Source organism: Tateyamaria sp. ANG-S1 (assembly GCF_000814025.1).
Classification (GTDB): Bacteria; Pseudomonadota; Alphaproteobacteria; order Rhodobacterales; family Rhodobacteraceae; genus Tateyamaria.
This window is the reverse complement of record NZ_JWLL01000006.1, coordinates 161,859-179,720: the sequence shown is the minus strand read 5'-3', so window position 1 is coordinate 179,720 and position 17,862 is coordinate 161,859. Positions and strand designations below refer to the sequence as shown.

The window sequence follows — 17,862 nt, the reverse complement described above, 5'->3', positions numbered from 1 at the left end:
TCTCAGTCCTTCTGTGCGCCGCGCATGGCGCGGGCCATCTCTGCGGCCTCTGCAATCACGTTGAGGTCGAGGCCGGTGTCGTAGCCGAGGCGCGCAAGATGTGCGGCCACCGCCTCGGTCGCGACATTGCCTGCGGCGCCAGGGGCATAGGGGCACCCCCCCAGACCGCCGACAGCCGCATCGAAGACGCGTAGCCCAAGGGACAGGGCCGCGTCGATGTTGTCGAGCGCCCGCCCGCTTGTGTCGTGGAAATGGCCGGCGAGCCGACCAACCGGAACCACATCGCGCACGGCCAGCAGCATCCGGGCGATGGCATCGGGGGTACCCTGCCCTATCGTGTCGCCGAGGCTGATCTCGTAACAGCCCATGGCGAACAGCCGGTCAGCCACGCGCGCGACTGCGTCGGGTGCGACGGCACCGTCATAGGGGCAATCGACCACGCAGGACACGTAGCCGCGCACGGGCAGGTCAATGGCGCGCGCTGCCTCGATCACCGGTGCGAAGCGCTCCAGCGCCTCGTCCACGCTGGCATTTACGTTGGCGCGGCTGAACCCTTCGCTGGCAGAGCCGAACACGGCCACCTCGTCCGCGCCTGCCGCGCGCGCGTCGTCAAAGCCGCGCATGTTCGGGGTCAGTGCTGCATAGCGGATGCCCGGGGTGCGGGTGATCCTTGCCAGCACGTCGGCGCTGCCGGCCATTTGCGGCACCCATTTGGGACTTACGAAGCTCGCGCATTCGATGCGGCGGAAGCCTGCGGTGCTGAGCGTGTCGATCAGCGCCACCTTTTCCGCGACAGGGATGTCGCGCGCCTCGTTCTGCAACCCGTCTCGCGGGCCCACTTCATAGATTTCAACCGTATCCATTTATCCCTCCCACGCCGGATAGAAATCCCGATCATAGAGCCGCGTCGCTGGTTCCGGCAAACTGGCTTGGAAGGCGGGCCGTGCGCTGATGCGCGCAAACCAGCGGGCCAGTTCCGGGTGATCATCGAAATCGCGGAAGTGTCGCGCCATATAGACCGCCTGCCCGACCGAAATGTCCGCCGCAGAGAAGCCCGAGGTCAGGAGATAGTCGCGGTTTTCGACCGGCGTGGACAACCGCGCCTCAATCGCGTCGTAGCATTTGCCCAGCCGCGCGGCTTCAAGCTTCATCACGGTGGGGCTGCGCATCGCGTCGTCGTAGAGCACGATGTGTTGTTGGGTCAGGGCCGCGGCATGTTGGCTGACGGTTTCGGCAAAATGCACCCAGACCAGCCACGCCATTCGGTCCGGACTGCCAGGAGAGCGGCCTAAGCCATCGGGGCTGAAGCGGTCGCACAGGTATTCCGTGATGGCCCCCGTTTCGAACATGCGTTCGCCGTCGATTTCGACCGCGGGCACGCGGCCTGCGGGGCTAAGGCTCAGAAACTCGGGCGCGCGCAGGGATTTGTCGAAGGGGTGCACCTGCACCTGAAACGGAACATCCAACTCGTGCAGCAGCCAAAGCGTGCGCATGGACCGGGTCTGCGGGCAGTGGTGGAGTGTGATCATGCGGCCTCCGGGAACGCACCTTGCGCCGTTTCTGTGAAGGCTCGTGTGGACTTGACCGCCTCAAACCATGCCGACAGAGCGGGCCGTTTGGCAAGTGCGGCGGCACCTGCGGGTACTCTCCGATATGCGTCGATCATGGGGTGTGCTGAGCTCGGGGCCGTATCCGCATCGAAGGGATCGAACTCTTCATAGGCGTAGTCACACTCTGCCAGCTGCAGTCCCATGCGCGCGGCGCGGGTGTAGGCGCTGTAGCGATAGCCGATGAGGCACAGATCGCTCATGCGTCCACCTGCTCCTCCAGCCGCACAAGCGCGGCACCTGCTACGACCTGATCCCCTTCGGCAGCCAGAACCTCGGCCACGGTCCCGTCTCGCGCGGCCAGAAGCACGTGCTCCATCTTCATCGCTTCGAGAATGGCAAGCCTGTCGCCCTCGGCCACAACCGCGCCGGGGGTGGCAAAGACGGCTTTGACGAGGCCCGGCATGGGGGCTTCGACCACGTTGCCGTCACCTGCCGCACTAGCCGCCACATCGAGTATATCAACGATTTGGAACGGGATGCCATAAGCGTCAAAGACGGTGGCAACACTGCCCGCCACATGCACATCCGCTGCCGGATGCCCATCGATGTGCCATTGGTTTTGACGGCGCTCGGCCAGAACAGGTGTGCCATCGACGTCCCACCGTTGAGTGTTGGCGTCCAGCACCTCAACAGTGCAGAGCACGGGCGTGTCGTTCCGCATCAACGGTATCGTGCGCCGTAGAGGCTGCCAAAGGGAAAACCCGGCATCTGCCGCTGGACTATCGAGGCCGGAAACAGCCATTGCCGCCGCCACCGAATTGCGCGGTGCGATGTCCGGCTGTTGCACAAGCGTGTCGATGTCGCGTGCGATCAGACCGGTATACACCTCACCCGCCGCAAAACCCGCATGCCCCGCCAAAGCACCGAGAAAGGCGAGGTTCGTGACCGTACCGCCCACCTGCGTGTCCGAGAGAGCTTGCGACAGCCGCTTGAGCGCCACGGCGCGCGTCGGTCCGTGGACGATCACCTTGGCAATCATCGGGTCGTAATGCGGACTGATCTCGTCCCCGGCACGCACACCGCTGTCGGCACGGGCAGATGCCGGGAACTGCAGATGTGTGAGCGTGCCCGTGGCAGGCAGGAAGCCTGCGGGCACATCTTCTGCATAAAGCCGCGCCTCGAAAGCGTGACCGGTGATGGTCAGATCCTCTTGTGACATGGGCAGCGGCTCACCTGCGGCGACGCGCAGTTGCCACTCCACCAGATCGATGCCAGTGATCGCCTCTGTCACCGGGTGTTCGACCTGTAATCGCGTGTTCATTTCCATGAAAAAGAACCCGTCGGGGCGCAGCGGGCCCGAGCCGTCTACGATGAACTCCACCGTCCCCGCCCCTTTGTAGCCGATGGCTTCCGCCGCGCGCACGGCAGCTTTGCCCATGGCGTTGCGCATCGCGTCGGTCATGCCGGGGGCCGGAGCTTCCTCAATCACCTTCTGATGGCGGCGTTGCAGCGAGCAGTCGCGTTCAAAGAGATGCAAGGCGCGGGTGCCGTCACCAAAGACCTGCACCTCGATATGCCTTGGCTGGGTCACGAATTTCTCGACCAGCACGTCGGGGTTGCCAAAGGCGGTCTGCGCCTCGCTGCGGGCGCTCACCAGCGCATCGGCGAAATCACCGGGCGCTTCAACCAAACGCATGCCCTTGCCGCCGCCGCCTGCGACGGCCTTGATGAGAACAGGATGGCCCATCTGGTCCGCTTCGGCCGCTAGCAGATCGTCGGACTGGTCCGCACCGTGATAGCCGGGCACGACAGGTACGCCCGCCTCGACCATCAGAGCCTTGGCCGCATCCTTCAGTCCCATGGCGCGGATCGCTTTGGCAGACGGCCCAATGAAGGTCAGGCCAGCCGCCTCTACCGCTTCGACGAAGTCGGGGTTCTCGGACAGAAAGCCATAGCCGGGATGGATCGCCTGTGCACCTGTGTCGAGGGCGGCGCGGATGATCGCGTCACCGCGCAGATAGCTGTCTGCCGGGGCCGAGCCGCCGATGTGCACAGCCATGTCGGCCATTTGCACGTGTTTGGCACTGGCATCTACGTCGGAGTAGACGGCCACGCAGCGGACGCCCATGGCCTGTGCGGTTTCCATAACCCGACAGGCAATCTCGCCCCGATTGGCGATCAGGATTGTATCAAACATCGCTGTCATTGAGCTTTTTCCCAAATTCCTGAGTTGCCATGCGCCGTTTGCGCTTTGCATCAAAGCGCTCTTTGCGTGCATTCATCCGCTTGGAGACAACGGCACCCAAAGCCTCGTCAGGCGCTTTCTTCCATGCACGCCTGCGCTTCTGTTGAAACTGCGCCTCGGCCATGTCGGGATTTTCCGCCAAAAAATGCTGCCCTGCTTTGCGCTCAGCTCTGTTTCGGAGCTTTTTGCGTAGCGGAATGATCCTACGGGATGCTTTGTCATTTTCGCCGTAGGTGTTTCTTCTGTCCTTGCTGTAAGACAGTTTCTTCTTTTCCTGCGGGCTCTTACGTCTCTTCTGTGGCATGGATTACATCCGGAACACACCAAAGCGTGTCTCGCCGATCGGGGCATTCAGCGCGGCACTCAGGCTCAGATACAGCACGTTGCGTGCCTTGCGCGGGTCGATCACGCCGTCGTCCCAGAGCCGGGCAGAGGCGTAGAGCGGGTGGGATTGCTCCTCGAACATGTCGATGGTCGGTTGTTTGAAACTGGCCTCTTCCTCTGCCGACCATGTGCCCCCTGCCCGCTCGATCCCGTCGCGCTTGACGGTGGCCAGCACACCTGCCGCCTGCGCGCCGCCCATGACCGAGATGCGGGAATTGGGCCACGACCACAAGAAGCGCGGGGAATAGGCGCGGCCCGCCATGCCGTAATTGCCCGCGCCAAAGGAGCCGCCGACGAGCATCGTGACCTTGGGTACGGATGTGGTCGCCACCGCCGTGACCATCTTGGCCCCGTGGCGTGCGATGCCTTCATTTTCGTATTTCTGGCCCACCATGAAGCCGGTGATGTTTTGCAGGAAAACCAGTGGGATTTTCCGCTGGCTGCACAGTTCGACGAAATGCGCGCCCTTTTGGGCCGCTTCCGAAAACAGCACGCCATTGTTGGCGATGATCCCGACAGGGATGCCTTTGATATGGGCAAAGCCGCAGACTAGCGTCTCGCCAAAGCGCGCCTTGAACGGGTCAAATCGTGAGCCATCGACAATGCGGGCGATGACCTCGTGAATATCGTAGGGCGTGCGCAGATCGGCGGGCACGACGCCGAGGATTTCTTCGGGATCGTAGGCCGGGTCTTCGGGGCTTTGAAGAACCACGGTGTCGGGCTTGCGCAGGTTCAGGTTGCCCACGGCCCGGCGAGCAAGCGCCAGGGCGTGCGCATCATCCTCAGCCAGATAGTCGGCCACACCAGACAGGCGCGTATGGACATCGCCGCCACCGAGGTCTTCGGCGCTGACCACCTCACCCGTCGCGGCCTTGACCAGCGGCGGACCAGCCAGAAAGATCGTGCCCTGCTCCTTCACAATGATCGTGACGTCGGACATGGCCGGAACATAGGCCCCGCCAGCCGTGCACGACCCCATCACGACTGCGATCTGCGGGATGCCCTTGGCGCTCATCTGCGCCTGGTTGAAGAAGATGCGGCCGAAGTGGTCGCGGTCGGGAAACACCTCGTCCTGGTTGGGCAGGTTCGCGCCGCCGCTGTCGACCAGGTAGATGCAAGGCAGATGGTTCTGCTCCGCAATCTCCTGCGCGCGCAGGTGCTTTTTGACGGTCATGGGATAGTATGTACCGCCCTTCACCGTGGCGTCGTTGCAGACAACCATAACCTCGTGCCCCATGACGCGACCGATACCTGCGATCACACCCGCACATGGCGCAGCATCGCCGTAGAGCCCGTGGGCGGCCGTTGCGCCGACCTCAAGAAAAGGCGAACCGGGATCGAGCAGGTTGGCCACACGGTCCCGCGGCAGCATCTTGCCGCGGCTCACATGCCGGTCGCGGGATTTCTGCCCCCCACCTGCAGCGGCATGGGCCGCGGCGGCACGCACGTGCTCGAGCGCGGCCAAGTGCGCCTCGCGGTTGCTGCGGAACTGGTCGGACCCCGGCAAGGCGGAGGAGGTCAGGCGCATTGTGGGTCTCCTGCGTTCGGTCTTGATCTAAGGGGATAAACACCGCGTTTTCGATACGTCGTTTGACCTGCATCAACGCGGATCATCCAACGGTCTGAGAGACTTGCCCCCACATAACGACGTGATTGGACAAGAACATGAAAAACACTCTCCGCATCACCACCGCTGCCCTGACCCTTGCCGCCCTGACAACGGGCGCGTTCGCGCAGAATCAGGGCGATTGGACCTTGGGTGTCGGTGTCGGCGGCGTCTTTCCCAAATCCGGGAACGGCACCCTGGCCGGCGCAGAGGCTGACATTGATGACGGCTACGCCCTGACGATCACCGGGGAATACTTTATTTGGGACAACGTGGGCATCGAACTGCTGGCCGCCACCCCGTTCGAGCATGACATCGACCTTGCCGGTGTAGGGTTTGCCGGGTCGGTCAAGCACCTGCCACCCACCCTGTCGGTCAACTATCACTTCCCGACGGACACCAAGTGGAAGCCCTATGTTGGCCTTGGCGTGAACTACACCACCTTCTTCGATGAGCAGTCGGAACTCGGGACCCTTGAACTGGACAACAGCTGGGGTGTCGCCGTGCAGGCCGGCGTGGACTATGCCTTCAGCCCGCAGGACGCCTTCCGGGCCAACATCCGCTGGATCGACATCGACACCGATGTGACCCTGAACGGCGCGCAAATCGGCACTGCCGAGATTGATCCCATCGTGCTCAACTTCGCTTACGTGCGGAAGTTCTGATAGGCACGCCAACATCAAGCCTGCGCCTCCTGAGCGGCGCGGGCTTTCAATTCTTTGCGGATGACCTTGCCCGTGACTGTCATGGGCAGGGCATCCAAAAATTCGATTTCCCTTGGGTATGAATAGTTTGCGAGGCGATCCTTGACGTAGGACCGCAGCGCTTCGCCCGTCGGCGCGCGTCCCGGTTTGGTCACGACGTAGGCTTTGACAATCTCGGTCCGCAGTGGGTCGGGCTTTCCGACAACACCTACCGTCGCCACATCCGGATGGGTGAGCAGGCAGTCTTCTATCTCTGCCGGGCCGATGCGGTAACCGGCCGAGGTGATCACGTCATCGTCCCGTCCGACGAAACGGATGTCCTCTCCGTCTTGTTGGCCGCGGTCACCCGTGAGCATCCAGTCGCCCCTAAATTTCTCTGCCGTCGCATCAGGACGGTTCCAGTATTCCAGCATCATGGACGGCGCACCGCGCTTGACCGCTATGTCGCCCTCACCTTCCGTTATATTGCCCGCGGTATCAATCACCGCCACGTCGAAGCCCGGAACCGCACGCCCCATACACCCCGGTTTTGTGTCGTAGCGGGCGGCGCACGACGTCACGACCATATTGCATTCGGTCTGACCGTAGAATTCGTTGATGGTCACACCGAGCGCGGCGCTCCCCCATGCGAGCATCTCTGCACCCAGCGGCTCCCCACCGCTTGCGACCGAGCGCAAGCCGATGATCCGTGCCCCTTCCGCCTTGAGCATGCGAAGTGCGGTCGGTGGGAAAAAGACATTTTTGACAGAGGCTTGGGAGATGATCCTGACGCATTCCTCTACATCAAACCGGCGCATACGCGAGGCGACCACGGGCACGCCCAACGCAAGGCCCGGCATCAGAACATCAAAGAGCCCGCCAATCCAGGCCCAGTCGGCGGGTATCCACAGGCAATCATCCGGTTGGCCCAACTCATCATGACTGAGGCGCACGCCCGGCAGATGCCCGTCAAGCACCCCGTGCCCGTGCAGCGCACCCTTGGGCGTGCCGGTCGTGCCAGAGGTGTAGATCAGCACCGCTGGCTTCTCTGGTTTTGTGGGTACAAACGGCACCGGCTCACCGGGGGCACCCGCTGTCTCGGCGATCCAACAGGTCGCGAGGTCGCCAACCAACGCTGTCCCTTCAGTATCTGTCAGAACCAGCATCACGCCTGAGTCCTCGAGCCGCGCGCGCAAGGCATCCTGCTTGAAGAGCTTGAACAAAGGCACTGAAATCGCGCCGATTTTCCAGATTGCGAGATGGGCGGCGGCACACCATGGTGTTTGCGACAAAAGGACACCAACACGGTCGCCCGGGTGGACCTGCCCGCTAAGTACGCGCGCCAAACCGTCCACCATGTCGGCCAATGCGCCATAAGTGACATTGACGGGAGCGCCAGACCCAAGGTCAATGATCGCAACCTGCTCCGGCGCGTGATCAAGGCATTGGGCGGCCATGTTCATATGCCGCCCTCCTGATCCACCACCGACAAACTACCCCAGCGGTCGACGGCATAGAGGATCCCGGCACAGCGCACATAGAACACCGCCCCATCTTCACCCGGCCAGCCGACGCACTGGCTGCGGTCGCCACCGTGCTGGGCCACATGGGCGTCGGCCACGGCTTCGATCACGCCGCTCGCGTCGAGGGTCACTTGCCGCTGGCCCAGCCAGAACCCACCAAGGGCGGCCAAGACGACAAGCACAGCCGTGGTGATGATGACCTGCCGCGGCATCACATCATTGCCGAAACCAGTTCGCGGCCCACAAGCATGCGCCGGATCTCGGACGTGCCTGCACCGATCTCCATCAGCTTGGCGTCGCGGAAGATGCGGGCGACGGGTGCGTCATTCAGGAACCCTGCACCGCCCATGGCCTGCACCGCCTGGTGCGCCTGCTTCATCGCTTCTTCAGAGGCGTAGAGGCAGCAGGCCGCCGCGTCCTGGCGCGTGACCTCGCCCCTGTCGCACGCCTTGGCCACTTCATAAACATAGGCACGGGCCGAGTTCATGGCAGCGTACATGTCCGCGATCTTACCCTGCATCAGCTGGAAGTTCCCGATGGGCTGGCCGAACTGCTTGCGTTCGGTAACGTAAGGCATGACCTCGTCAAGACAGGCGGCCATGATGCCAAGACCGATGCCCGCCAGTACGACCCGCTCGTAATCGAGCCCGGACATGAGCACGGCAACGCCGCGCCCCTCTTCACCCAGGATGTTTTCAAACGGCACTTCGACATCTTCAAAGATCAACTCGCCGGTGTTCGACCCCCGCATGCCCAGCTTGTCGAAATGGGGCGAGGTGGAAAAGCCCTTCATCTCCTTTTCGATCAGGAAGGCGGTCATGCCGCGCGGTCCGGCCTCCGGATCCGTTTTGGCGTAGACGACTAGGGTGTCTGCATCAGGGCCGTTCGTGATCCAATACTTCGTGCCGTTCAGGATGAAGCGGTCGTTGCGCTTTTCGGCCTGCAGCTTCATCGACACCACGTCAGAGCCTGCGCCCGCTTCGGACATGGCAAGCGCGCCGACATGCTGGCCGCTGACAAGACCGGGTAGATATTTCGCCTTTTGCCCAGGCGTCGCGTTCAGCTTGATCTGGTTGACGCACAGGTTTGAATGCGCGCCGTAGCTGAGAGAGACGGAGGCGCTCGCGCGCGCGATTTCTTCGATGGCAACGGTGTGGGCGAGGTATCCCATCCCTGCCCCGCCGTTTTCTTCATCGACGGTGATGCCAAGCAGGCCCAGCTCGCCCATCTCGGGCCATAGCTCGGGCGGGAAGTCGTTGTCGCTGTCGATCTTGGCCGCCATCGGTTTGACGCGCTCTTGCGCCCAGCGATGCACCATCTCGCGCAACGCGCCGATCTCGTCGCCTAGATCGAATGTCATGGATGCATGGAACATGGGCCCTCCCCCGATATTCACCCGTAAATTGAACGCTTGTTCATAAATAGTAGGGAAGGGTTAATGTGTCCAGTCCCGGTCAGTGATCCATGAATTCGCGCATGCTGACTTTGCCGTCCTGGTCGGTGTCGAGAAACTCGATGATCTCGGGCACCGTTTCGGACCCATGCATTCCAATGGCCGCACGACATTTGGTGTGAATCTTGACCTCATCCACTTTGTATGCGGCGACCATTTCCTGGGCATCTATATATCCGCTGCCATCGGCGTCAGCTTCGGTAAATTCGGCGCCGCGTTTCGCTTCATAGGCAGAGATGTATTCGCTGAGCGTGGCCATGCCGTCGCCGTTGCTGTCGTAAAACTGCATATGACCGTCCGCGAGCATCTCGGGCGTGGCGTTCCAGCGTTCTTCCCACTGCGTGCCTTTGCAGACGGGCGGCACGTCGACTTCCGCGATGCGGTGGGCCATGACTGCAATCAGTTCCTCACGGTCAAGGATGCCATCGCGATTGGTATCCTTTCCGCGAAAATTGCCTTTGAAGTCGGTGCGCGTGTCCGCCTCTGCCCCGACAAGCGATACGGTGGCGAGGATCAATATAGTCAGCACGACCGGCGCGCTGGCAAAGGTTAATCTGATTCTCATGGGGGCCTCCTTGGATACAAGACAAGGCACGGCATCTTCGGCAATCAGGCGGCGCAAGGCTGCACTCATGGATTCCCCGCGCGCCGCCGCGCGGGCGGCAAAGGCGGATTTCTCGCTGAGGCTCACCCGGACTTCGAGCGTTTCGGATTTCTTTTCTTGGCGCATGATTGATAACTTGATTAAATGACGTGCTGCCCGACACAGGCGGCATGTGATGCATCAATTTCTACCATCGCCGTGCCCGGACGCACGGGATTTCGTGTCCGGACACGTGTTTTCAGCGGAAATGCGTTGGGTCAGGCAAGGCTGCGGTTGTGGGCGCGCGACACTTCATCCCGAATGATACGGGCGATCAGCGCGCAGTCTTCGAGGCTGAAGGTCAGCGGCACGCGCAAATCCACGATGCCCGCTAAAACCCGGTCGCTTGCGGCCATGGGTTTCGACGGCGCGTAGCGCCAACTGTCGTAACGGCTGGTGAAGGCGACGGGTTCGGGGGCGCCGAACCATTTCAACTCGACGCCGCGCGCGGCGCATTTGGCGACCACATCGCGGACCGCAGACGCCGCCCAGTCGAGCAGCAGGAACTGGAAGGAAGAGCCAACGATGATTTCTTGTTCGGGCCGGTCTATGACCGTCAGACCCGGCGTGTCGCGCAACCCCTCTTCGAGTGCGTAATACCGGTCGTTCCAGCGTTGGCATTGTGCCGCAAGGTCCGCGATCTGCGGACGCAGGATCGCGGCGCGCAGGTTGTCCATGCGGCCCGAGATGTTGGGCGTGTGGTACTTGATATCGTCAAACGCCTCTTTCGGCGGGGCAGCGAGGTGGCGCTCGTAGAGCATGTAGCTGCCCGACAGCATCACCGCCTTGGCTGCGAGATGCGGGTCGTCTGCGACCAGAAAGCCGCCCTCCCCCGAGTTGACGTGTTTGTAGGTCTGGCAGGAATAGCAGCCAATGGCTCCGTGCCGTCCCGAGGGCGTGCCGTTCCACGCAGCACCCATCGTGTGCGCGCAGTCTTCAATCACCGTGACGCCCGCGGCGTCGCACATCCGCATAAGCCGGTCCATGTCGCAGATATGCCCGCGCATGTGGCTGAGCAGCAGGACGCGGGCCTCGCTCAATTTGGCCTCAAGGTCATCCAGATCGATGGTCAGGCTTTCTGTCACGCCTACAAACACGGGTTCAGCGCCCAGCGACGCAATCGCGCCCGGCACCGGTGCGAGGGTGAAAGCGTTGGACAGTACCTTGTCACCCGGCTTCACGCCAACGGCGCGCAGCGCCGTGGCCATAGCATACCCGCCCGAGGCGACTGCGAGGCAGTATTGCGATCCGACAATCGCCGCGAATTCCTGTTCCAGAAGCGCGGTTTCGGACTGCTCATCCGGGCCGGTGTTGTAGCGGTGCAGTCGCCCGTGCCGCATGACGGCGATGGCGGCCTCGATCCCGGCTTCGGGGATGGGTTCCTGCTGGGTGAAATTGCCTGTGAAACGCTCTGTCATGCGCTGTTTGTGAAATGCGGCGGACGACCCGTCAAGAGAGCGTCGGCGGATTTCGGGTTCTGAAATTGGGGTTGCGGTTTAACGCAGCGGGCGCAGTGCAGCGACGACAGTCGGCAGCGCGGTGAAGTCGTCCAGCAGCGCCTCCGGCTCAAGTGCCGCCATATCCTCGCCAGACGGGCCAAAAGTCACTAGGATCGACGGCACGCCTGCGGCCCGCGCCGTGTTACGATCTGTGTCGCTGTCGCCGACCAGAACGCAGGCGTCTGCATCAACGCCAAGGCGGCGCGTGGCTTCGAACAGCGGTTCGGGATCCGGCTTGCGGACAGGCAGCGTATCTGCGCCGACGAGGCTGCCGAACACATCGCGCACGCCCAAGTCCTGCATCAATTGCTCGGCCAGCCCCTCGGGCTTGTTGGTGCAGATCCCGATGGCATAGCCGTGATCCTTGAGGACCGCGATGCTGTCCATCACGCCGGGATACAGAATCGTGCGGCTGGAGATGTCGGCGGCATAGGCGTCGAGCAAAACGGGATAGTAGCGATCCACGACTGCGTCATCCATCCGGCCCGCGCGCGTCAGGCCGGTGCGCAGCATCATCCGCCCACCGCGCAGGGCCACGCCTGCGTCCTGCGGCCCCAGCACATCGCCCAGCCCCATGTCGCGAAAGCAGTGGTTGGCCGCCGCCAGCAGGTCGCCACTGGTGTCTGCCAGGGTCCCGTCGAGGTCGAAAATCACTGCCGCCATACCCGCCTTTCCGGCGGATGACCGCCCTTTTCTGTTGCAGGCCGAAACCATCTTTGATGGCCCGCCCGCTTGCGCCTTTGCCCCCAGCGGATAAACAGGGCCAAACAAAAAGACAAAGAGAAAGCCATGAGCGTCGCACTCATCATCCTGGCCGCGGGCAAGGGCACGAGGATGAAATCGGACCTGCCAAAGGTCCTCCACCCCATTGCCGGTGCGCCGATGCTGCACCACGCGCTGCAAACGGGCGCGGCCCTTGAGCCTGCGCGCACTATCGTTGTGGCCGGTCATGGGACTGATCAGGTACAGGCTGCTGCGCTGTCCTATGACCAGACGATCGAAGTCGTCATCCAGGAAGAACAGCTTGGCACCGGCCATGCCGTCGATCAGGCCCGCGCTGCGCTGAACGGGTTCGAAGGCGATGTGGTGGTTCTGTTCGGCGACACACCCTTTCTGCAGCCCGAAACACTGTCCCGTATGGTAGAGGCACGGCAAACCCATGACGTCGTGGTCTTGGGCTTTGACATTGCAGAGATCCAGCCACGTTACGGACGGTTGGTCATGGACGGTGACCGGCTGGTCAAGATCATAGAATACAAGGACGCAACCGAAGAGGAACGCAGCATCCGCTTCACCAACAGTGGGTTGATCGCCTGTGACGCGAAAGTGTTGTTCGAAATGCTGTCGCAGGTCACCAACGACAATGAGTCCGGCGAATACTATCTCACAGCGGTGCCGGAATTGGCGAATGCCAAGGGTCTGAAGGTAACCGCCATCAAATGCGACGAGGCTGAAACCTTAGGTGTCGACAGCCGCACGGACCTTGCCGGCGCCGACGCTATTTTTCAGAACCGCGCGCGGTCAGAATTGCTCGACAGCGGGGTCACACTGATGGCGCCCGAAACCGTCTACCTGTCATTCGACACAGTGATTGGGCGCGATGCGCTGGTTGAACCCAACGTGGTCTTTGGCCCCGGTGTCACGGTCGAAAGCGGCGCAATGATCCGCGCATTTTCGCATCTGGAAGGGTGCCACGTGTCGCGCGGTTCAATCGTCGGCCCCTATGCGCGGCTGCGCCCCGGCGCGGAATTGGCCGAGGACGTGCGCATCGGTAATTTCGTTGAGGTCAAGAATGCCACACTGGCAACAGGAGCCAAGGTCAACCACCTATCCTATATCGGCGACGCCACGGTGGGCGAGGCCAGCAACATTGGCGCAGGCACTATTACCTGCAACTACGATGGCGTGATGAAACACCGGACCGAGATCGGCGCGCGCGCCTTCATCGGGTCGAACACCATGCTTGTGGCCCCCGTGTCCGTCGGCGATGAGGCGATGACCGGCTCTGGCTCGGTCATCACGTCCGATGTGGATGATGGCGCATTGGCCATTGCGCGGGCGCCGCAGGTCGAAAAGCCGGGCATGGCCCGCAAATTATTTGAGATATTGAAGGCCAAAAAGGCCCGTCAGAGCAGAGGCAGTTAGATGTGTGGAATTGTAGGCGTTCTGGGCAACCACGAGGTCGCGCCCATTCTGGTCGAGGCGCTGAAGCGCCTTGAATATCGCGGCTATGACAGCGCGGGCATCGCGACGATCAACGGTGGTGCGCTGGACCGTCGCCGGGCCGTCGGCAAGCTCGTCAACCTGAGCGACAAGCTGGTGCATGAGCCGCTGGCCGGCAAGGCAGGCATCGGCCACACCCGCTGGGCCACACATGGCGCGCCCACGGAAGGCAACGCGCACCCCCACCGCTCGGGCGGCGTGGCTGTGGTGCATAACGGCATTGTCGAGAACTTCCGCGAATTGCGCACCGAACTGGCCGAGGCCGGTATTGGGTTCGAGACCGAAACCGACACCGAAACCGTCGCGCTGTTGACGCAGCACCACATGCAACAGGGTATGGAGCCCGTCGAAGCCGCATTCAAAACCATAGACAGGCTTGAGGGCGCTTTCGCCCTCGCCTTTCTCTTTGATGGGCAGGACGACCTGATCGTGGCCGCGCGCAAGGGATCCCCGCTCGCCATCGGGCACGGGCATGGGGAAATGTTCGTCGGCTCCGACGCCATCGCGTTGGCGCCCCTGACCGACCGCATCACCTATCTGGAAGAAGGCGACCGCGCCGTCGTTACCCGGCAAGGTGTTGAGATCCGCGACGCCAACGGCACCCTCGCCAACCGCGCCGTCCGCCAAATCCAGGTTGACGCGGCGCGCGTGGACAAGGCCGGGCACAAGCACTTCATGGCCAAGGAAATCGCTGAACAGCCCGGCGTGCTGAACACGACGCTGGCCAACTATCTGGGCACCGATGGCGAGATCACCCTGCCCGATCCCGGCATCGACTTCACCGCCATCGACCGCCTGACCATGGTCGCCTGCGGTACCGCTTACTATGCCTGTCTGACAGCGAAATACTGGTTCGAACAGATCGCCCGCCTGCCGGTCGAGGTCGATGTGGCATCCGAGTTCCGCTACCGCGAGCCCCCGATCCCAGAGCGCACGCTGGCCCTGTTCGTCAGCCAGTCGGGTGAAACCGCCGATACGCTCGCCGCCCTGCGCTATTGCGAGGGCAAGGCGGACAAGATCGTGTCGGTCATCAACGTCCCCGAAAGCTCGATTGCCCGCGAAAGCGATCTGGCCCTGCCGATCCACGCAGGTGTCGAGGTCGGTGTGGCCTCGACAAAGGCCTTCACCTGCCAGCTTACGGTCCTGCTGATGCTCGCCCTGCGCGCGGCCAAAGGTCGGGGCGCGATTGATACCGAGACCTTTGCCGATCACGTATCGACATTGCGCAGCCTTCCGGCCCTGATGACGCATGGGATCGAGCGTAGCAGCGTCATGCAGGCGACAGCCCGCAAGCTGGCCGAGGCGCGCGACATCCTGTTCCTAGGCCGTGGCGTGATGTACCCCCTCGCACTTGAAGGCGCGCTGAAGCTCAAGGAAATCAGCTATATACACGCCGAAGCTTACGCATCAGGCGAACTCAAGCACGGCCCCATCGCGCTGATCGACAAGCATGTTCCGGTGGTCGTCATGGCGCCCAAGGACAGCCTGTTCGACAAGACGGTGTCGAACATGCAGGAGGTCATGGCGCGCAAGGGCAAGGTTGTTCTGGTGTCGAATGCTGATGGGATAACAGAGGCTGGTGATGGCGTCTGGGCCGAGATTGCGATGCCGGATTGTCCGGACATCGTGGCACCCATACTCTATGCTCTGCCCGCGCAATTGCTGGCTTATCACACGGCGGTGGCTAAGGGCACGGATGTCGATCAGCCCCGGAACCTCGCCAAATCCGTGACGGTGGAATGACACCCGAGGAGGCGATGGCGGAGATCTCCGCACACGCTGACGCAGAGCGGGCGAAAGGGGCCAAAGCCTATCACAAATCGGACCGCCTGCATCTGGGGGTGCCGAACCCAGTGTTGAATGATCTGACAAAATCTTGGCGTCAAAGTCTGGATGTGCCAGATCGCGTAGCGCTTGCGGATAGTCTTTGGCAAACCGACATTTACGAGGCGCGGGTGGCTGCCGCGAAACTGCTGACACAAGCGCGCATACGACCGGACGAGGCGGCTTGGGGTTTGATCACATCCTGGGTGCCCGATTTCGACAGCTGGGCCATTGCCGATCACGCCTGCATGGCAGGTCAAAAGCGGCTGGTGGCCGACCCTGCCCGCGTTGATCAGGTCGCGTTGTGGACCAGTTCCGATCACATGTGGACCCGGCGCGCGGCCCTTGTCATCACCCTGCCGTGGACCAAGCAGAATAACCCCAAACCGCAGGACATCGCCATCAGAGAACAGGTCCTGGAGTGGGCGGCCGGCTACGTGCCCGACCACACGTGGTTCATTCAAAAGGCCATCGCGTGGTGGCTGCGTGAACTGTCAAAGCACGATGGGCCGCGCGCAACAGCGTTCCTGAACAAACACGGCCACGCGATGAAATCCTTCGCGCGGAAAGAGGCCGGGAAGTACCTCTAGGCGGAGTTCAACGCGAACTCCGTGGGCTTTCCGGCGCAGAAAGCCGGGACCGCACTGCGCTGGAAACCGCGCCGGTTTCCACAGGTTTTCTGCGTCAGAAAACCGTTATGCGCCAAACACATCCACTTCAGGCAACCCAGTCAGAGGCGCACCCAACGCCTGCATCGCCGCCAGCGACAACCGACTGCCAGCCGTGGCGGGCCCATCGATCGGGATCAAGGTCACATCCACCGTCGTGTTGGTTGCGTCATAGTATACTCGCCCCGACTGCTCGACCGACACAAGCGGCGTCTTCAACCACAGTCCCGGCTCTGCGGCATTGCCAAGTGACGCAACCGTACGGCCCAGTGTGCCAATGGACACTTCCGCCTCCGGTGTATCCTCGACAGGATCCTCTGGAACTTCTTCTACCGTTTCGACTGCACTATCCGGGTTCTCCGATGCGACATCATCCGTCACACCTGCCGCAGGTCTTGTACCGCCAGCCCATTGGGGAACGACATCACAGGCAGCAAGGGCCAGACCGCACACAGCCAACATCATCCATCGCATCGCTCACACCTCGACTTTGGTCCCTTATTCCGCGATCTCCTCTTGCGAGCAGGACGCAGCATGCCTACCACTATAATATGACCGCTCCTTTGATCGACCCCTTCCAGCGCGCGATTACCTATTTGCGCGTGTCCGTCACCGACCGGTGCGATTTCCGCTGCGTTTACTGCATGTCGGAAAACATGACGTTCCTGCCGAAGAAAGAGCTTCTGACCCTCGAAGAACTGGACCGCATGTGCTCGACCTTTGTGGGCCTCGGTGTTCAAAAGCTGCGCATCACCGGCGGGGAACCGCTGGTGCGGCGCGACATCATGACGTTTTTCAACAGCATGGGTCGCCATCTGGACGCAGGCACGCTGAAGGAATTGACCCTAACCACCAACGGCAGCCAGTTGGAGCGTTTTGCCAAGGATCTTTACGCTGCGGGCGTGCGCCGCGTGAACGTGTCGCTCGACACTCTTGATGAACAAAAATTCGCGGATATCACACGCTGGGGCCGCTTGCCCCAAGTGCTGCGCGGCATTGATGCGGCGCAAACCGCAGGCCTGCGCGTAAAACTGAACGCTGTGGCGCTCAAGGGCTTCAATGAAGACGAGTTGCCGAAGATCACCCAATGGTGCGCGGAGCGTGACATGGACCTGACCTGGATCGAGGTCATGCCCATGGGTGACATCGGCAACGAGGACCGTCTGGGACAGTACTGGTCGCTCAAGGACGTGCGCGCGCGGTATGCAGAGCACTACACCGTCACCGACCTTGCAGAACGCACAGGTGGACCGGCCCGCTATGTGCGGCTGGAGGAAACGGGCCAGAAGATCGGCTTCATCACGCCGCTCAGCCACAATTTCTGCGAAAGCTGCAACCGCGTGCGCATCACCTGCACGGGCGAGATCTATATGTGCCTTGGCCAGGAGGACATGGCCGACCTGCGCGCGCCGCTGCGGGACTTCCCCAATGACGACCGCGCGCTGGAAGAGGCCATTCGCGCCGCCATCGCGCTTAAGCCCAAGGGGCATGATTTCGACTATTCCCGCCAACGGCTGGACGGGCAGATGCCACGCCACATGAGCCACACGGGCGGCTAATC

The 17,862-nt window shown here is 62.1% G+C and carries 18 protein-coding genes; 5 read left to right on the top strand and 13 right to left on the bottom strand.

The window, feature by feature from the left end; genetic code table 11:
* Window positions 1-2: 2 nt before the first annotated feature.
* The 6 genes from RA29_RS12105 to RA29_RS12080 are packed head-to-tail and all read right to left on the bottom strand — an operon-like array spanning window position 3 to window position 5,707.
* On the bottom strand, window positions 3-863 hold the full coding sequence (locus RA29_RS12105) for a hydroxymethylglutaryl-CoA lyase (RefSeq protein WP_039686314.1): 861 nt from the start codon (window positions 861-863) through the stop codon (window positions 3-5).
* Window positions 864-1,529: a glutathione S-transferase family protein gene (locus tag RA29_RS12100; protein ID WP_039686312.1), complete on the bottom strand. Its 666-nt coding sequence runs from the start codon at window positions 1,527-1,529 to the stop codon at window positions 864-866.
* Entirely contained in the window at window positions 1,526-1,810 is a 285-nt protein-coding gene (locus RA29_RS12095; protein WP_039686310.1) for a hypothetical protein, read from the bottom strand. Before RA29_RS12095 ends, RA29_RS12100 begins: the two co-directional genes overlap by 4 nt.
* A complete protein-coding gene (locus tag RA29_RS12090; protein WP_039686308.1) occupies window positions 1,807-3,747 on the bottom strand; it encodes an acetyl/propionyl/methylcrotonyl-CoA carboxylase subunit alpha in 1,941 nt (646 codons plus the stop codon). The genes RA29_RS12095 and RA29_RS12090 overlap by 4 nt, the downstream gene beginning before the upstream one ends.
* Complete coding sequence (locus RA29_RS22865) at window positions 3,740-4,099, bottom strand: hypothetical protein (protein ID WP_152613003.1); 360 nt, start codon at window positions 4,097-4,099, stop codon at window positions 3,740-3,742. Before RA29_RS22865 ends, RA29_RS12090 begins: the two co-directional genes overlap by 8 nt.
* A gap of 3 nt (window positions 4,100-4,102) precedes the next feature.
* Window positions 4,103-5,707 carry a carboxyl transferase domain-containing protein gene (locus RA29_RS12080; protein ID WP_039686304.1) on the bottom strand — a complete coding sequence of 535 codons (1,605 nt, stop codon included), beginning with the start codon at window positions 5,705-5,707 and terminating at the stop codon, window positions 4,103-4,105.
* Window positions 5,708-5,844: 137 nt separating this feature from the next.
* Between RA29_RS12080 and RA29_RS12075 the strand changes: the two genes are divergently transcribed.
* Complete coding sequence (locus tag RA29_RS12075) at window positions 5,845-6,450, top strand: OmpW family outer membrane protein (protein WP_052249638.1); 606 nt, start codon at window positions 5,845-5,847, stop codon at window positions 6,448-6,450.
* A gap of 14 nt (window positions 6,451-6,464) precedes the next feature.
* Here the strand turns inward: RA29_RS12075 and RA29_RS12070 are convergent, their stop codons facing one another.
* From RA29_RS12070 to RA29_RS12045, 6 genes are all read right to left on the bottom strand, one after another.
* Entirely contained in the window at window positions 6,465-7,931 is a 1,467-nt protein-coding gene (locus RA29_RS12070) for an AMP-binding protein (protein WP_039686302.1), read from the bottom strand.
* Window positions 7,928-8,203: a hypothetical protein gene (locus RA29_RS12065; protein ID WP_039686301.1), complete on the bottom strand. Its 276-nt coding sequence runs from the start codon at window positions 8,201-8,203 to the stop codon at window positions 7,928-7,930. The genes RA29_RS12070 and RA29_RS12065 overlap by 4 nt, the downstream gene beginning before the upstream one ends.
* Entirely contained in the window at window positions 8,203-9,366 is a 1,164-nt protein-coding gene (locus tag RA29_RS12060) for an isovaleryl-CoA dehydrogenase (RefSeq protein ID WP_039686300.1), read from the bottom strand. Before RA29_RS12060 ends, RA29_RS12065 begins: the two co-directional genes overlap by 1 nt.
* A gap of 79 nt (window positions 9,367-9,445) precedes the next feature.
* Complete coding sequence (locus tag RA29_RS12055) at window positions 9,446-10,174, bottom strand: EF-hand domain-containing protein (RefSeq protein ID WP_039686299.1); 729 nt, start codon at window positions 10,172-10,174, stop codon at window positions 9,446-9,448.
* Window positions 10,175-10,305: 131 nt separating this feature from the next.
* Window positions 10,306-11,505 (bottom strand): aminotransferase class I/II-fold pyridoxal phosphate-dependent enzyme, encoded by a 1,200-nt coding sequence (locus RA29_RS12050; RefSeq protein ID WP_039686298.1) that lies wholly within the window; start codon window positions 11,503-11,505, stop codon window positions 10,306-10,308.
* Between the two features lie 78 nt (window positions 11,506-11,583).
* A complete protein-coding gene (locus RA29_RS12045) occupies window positions 11,584-12,249 on the bottom strand; it encodes an HAD-IIIA family hydrolase (RefSeq protein ID WP_039687740.1) in 666 nt (221 codons plus the stop codon).
* A gap of 126 nt (window positions 12,250-12,375) precedes the next feature.
* Here RA29_RS12045 and glmU point away from each other — a divergent pair, with 126 nt between their 5' ends.
* The 3 genes from glmU to RA29_RS12030 are packed head-to-tail and all read left to right on the top strand — an operon-like array spanning window position 12,376 to window position 16,223.
* Window positions 12,376-13,731 (top strand): bifunctional UDP-N-acetylglucosamine diphosphorylase/glucosamine-1-phosphate N-acetyltransferase GlmU, encoded by a 1,356-nt coding sequence (gene glmU / locus RA29_RS12040; RefSeq protein ID WP_039686297.1) that lies wholly within the window; start codon window positions 12,376-12,378, stop codon window positions 13,729-13,731.
* Entirely contained in the window at window positions 13,732-15,552 is a 1,821-nt protein-coding gene (gene glmS / locus RA29_RS12035) for a glutamine--fructose-6-phosphate transaminase (isomerizing) (RefSeq protein WP_039686295.1), read from the top strand.
* Window positions 15,549-16,223, top strand: a complete 675-nt coding sequence (locus RA29_RS12030; RefSeq protein WP_039686294.1) for a DNA alkylation repair protein — start codon at window positions 15,549-15,551, stop codon at window positions 16,221-16,223. Before glmS ends, RA29_RS12030 begins: the two co-directional genes overlap by 4 nt.
* Before the next feature lie 105 nt (window positions 16,224-16,328).
* Here the strand turns inward: RA29_RS12030 and RA29_RS21945 are convergent, their stop codons facing one another.
* Window positions 16,329-16,775, bottom strand: a complete 447-nt coding sequence (locus RA29_RS21945) for a hypothetical protein (protein WP_152613002.1) — start codon at window positions 16,773-16,775, stop codon at window positions 16,329-16,331.
* A gap of 77 nt (window positions 16,776-16,852) precedes the next feature.
* Between RA29_RS21945 and moaA the strand changes: the two genes are divergently transcribed.
* Window positions 16,853-17,860 (top strand): GTP 3',8-cyclase MoaA, encoded by a 1,008-nt coding sequence (moaA, locus tag RA29_RS12020; protein WP_039686292.1) that lies wholly within the window; start codon window positions 16,853-16,855, stop codon window positions 17,858-17,860.
* Window positions 17,861-17,862: the final 2 nt, after the last annotated feature.

Coding starts and splice junctions, on each gene's coding strand:
- RA29_RS12070 (WP_039686302.1), bottom strand. CDS start 7,931: ATGAACATGGCCGCCCAATGCCTTGATCACGCGCCGGAGCAGGTTGCG.
- RA29_RS12080 (WP_039686304.1), bottom strand. CDS start 5,707: ATGCGCCTGACCTCCTCCGCCTTGCCGGGGTCCGACCAGTTCCGCAGC.
- RA29_RS12055 (WP_039686299.1), bottom strand. CDS start 10,174: ATGCGCCAAGAAAAGAAATCCGAAACGCTCGAAGTCCGGGTGAGCCTC.
- RA29_RS21945 (WP_152613002.1), bottom strand. CDS start 16,775: ATGCGATGGATGATGTTGGCTGTGTGCGGTCTGGCCCTTGCTGCCTGT.
- RA29_RS12045 (WP_039687740.1), bottom strand. CDS start 12,249: ATGGCGGCAGTGATTTTCGACCTCGACGGGACCCTGGCAGACACCAGT.
- RA29_RS12100 (WP_039686312.1), bottom strand. CDS start 1,529: ATGATCACACTCCACCACTGCCCGCAGACCCGGTCCATGCGCACGCTT.
- RA29_RS12105 (WP_039686314.1), bottom strand. CDS start 863: ATGGATACGGTTGAAATCTATGAAGTGGGCCCGCGAGACGGGTTGCAG.
- moaA (WP_039686292.1), top strand. CDS start 16,853: ATGACCGCTCCTTTGATCGACCCCTTCCAGCGCGCGATTACCTATTTG.
- RA29_RS12090 (WP_039686308.1), bottom strand. CDS start 3,747: ATGTTTGATACAATCCTGATCGCCAATCGGGGCGAGATTGCCTGTCGG.
- RA29_RS12030 (WP_039686294.1), top strand. CDS start 15,549: ATGACACCCGAGGAGGCGATGGCGGAGATCTCCGCACACGCTGACGCA.
- RA29_RS12050 (WP_039686298.1), bottom strand. CDS start 11,505: ATGACAGAGCGTTTCACAGGCAATTTCACCCAGCAGGAACCCATCCCC.
- RA29_RS12095 (WP_039686310.1), bottom strand. CDS start 1,810: ATGAGCGATCTGTGCCTCATCGGCTATCGCTACAGCGCCTACACCCGC.
- RA29_RS12060 (WP_039686300.1), bottom strand. CDS start 9,366: ATGTTCCATGCATCCATGACATTCGATCTAGGCGACGAGATCGGCGCG.
- RA29_RS22865 (WP_152613003.1), bottom strand. CDS start 4,099: ATGCCACAGAAGAGACGTAAGAGCCCGCAGGAAAAGAAGAAACTGTCT.
- RA29_RS12075 (WP_052249638.1), top strand. CDS start 5,845: ATGAAAAACACTCTCCGCATCACCACCGCTGCCCTGACCCTTGCCGCC.
- RA29_RS12065 (WP_039686301.1), bottom strand. CDS start 8,203: ATGCCGCGGCAGGTCATCATCACCACGGCTGTGCTTGTCGTCTTGGCC.
- glmU (WP_039686297.1), top strand. CDS start 12,376: ATGAGCGTCGCACTCATCATCCTGGCCGCGGGCAAGGGCACGAGGATG.
- glmS (WP_039686295.1), top strand. CDS start 13,732: ATGTGTGGAATTGTAGGCGTTCTGGGCAACCACGAGGTCGCGCCCATT.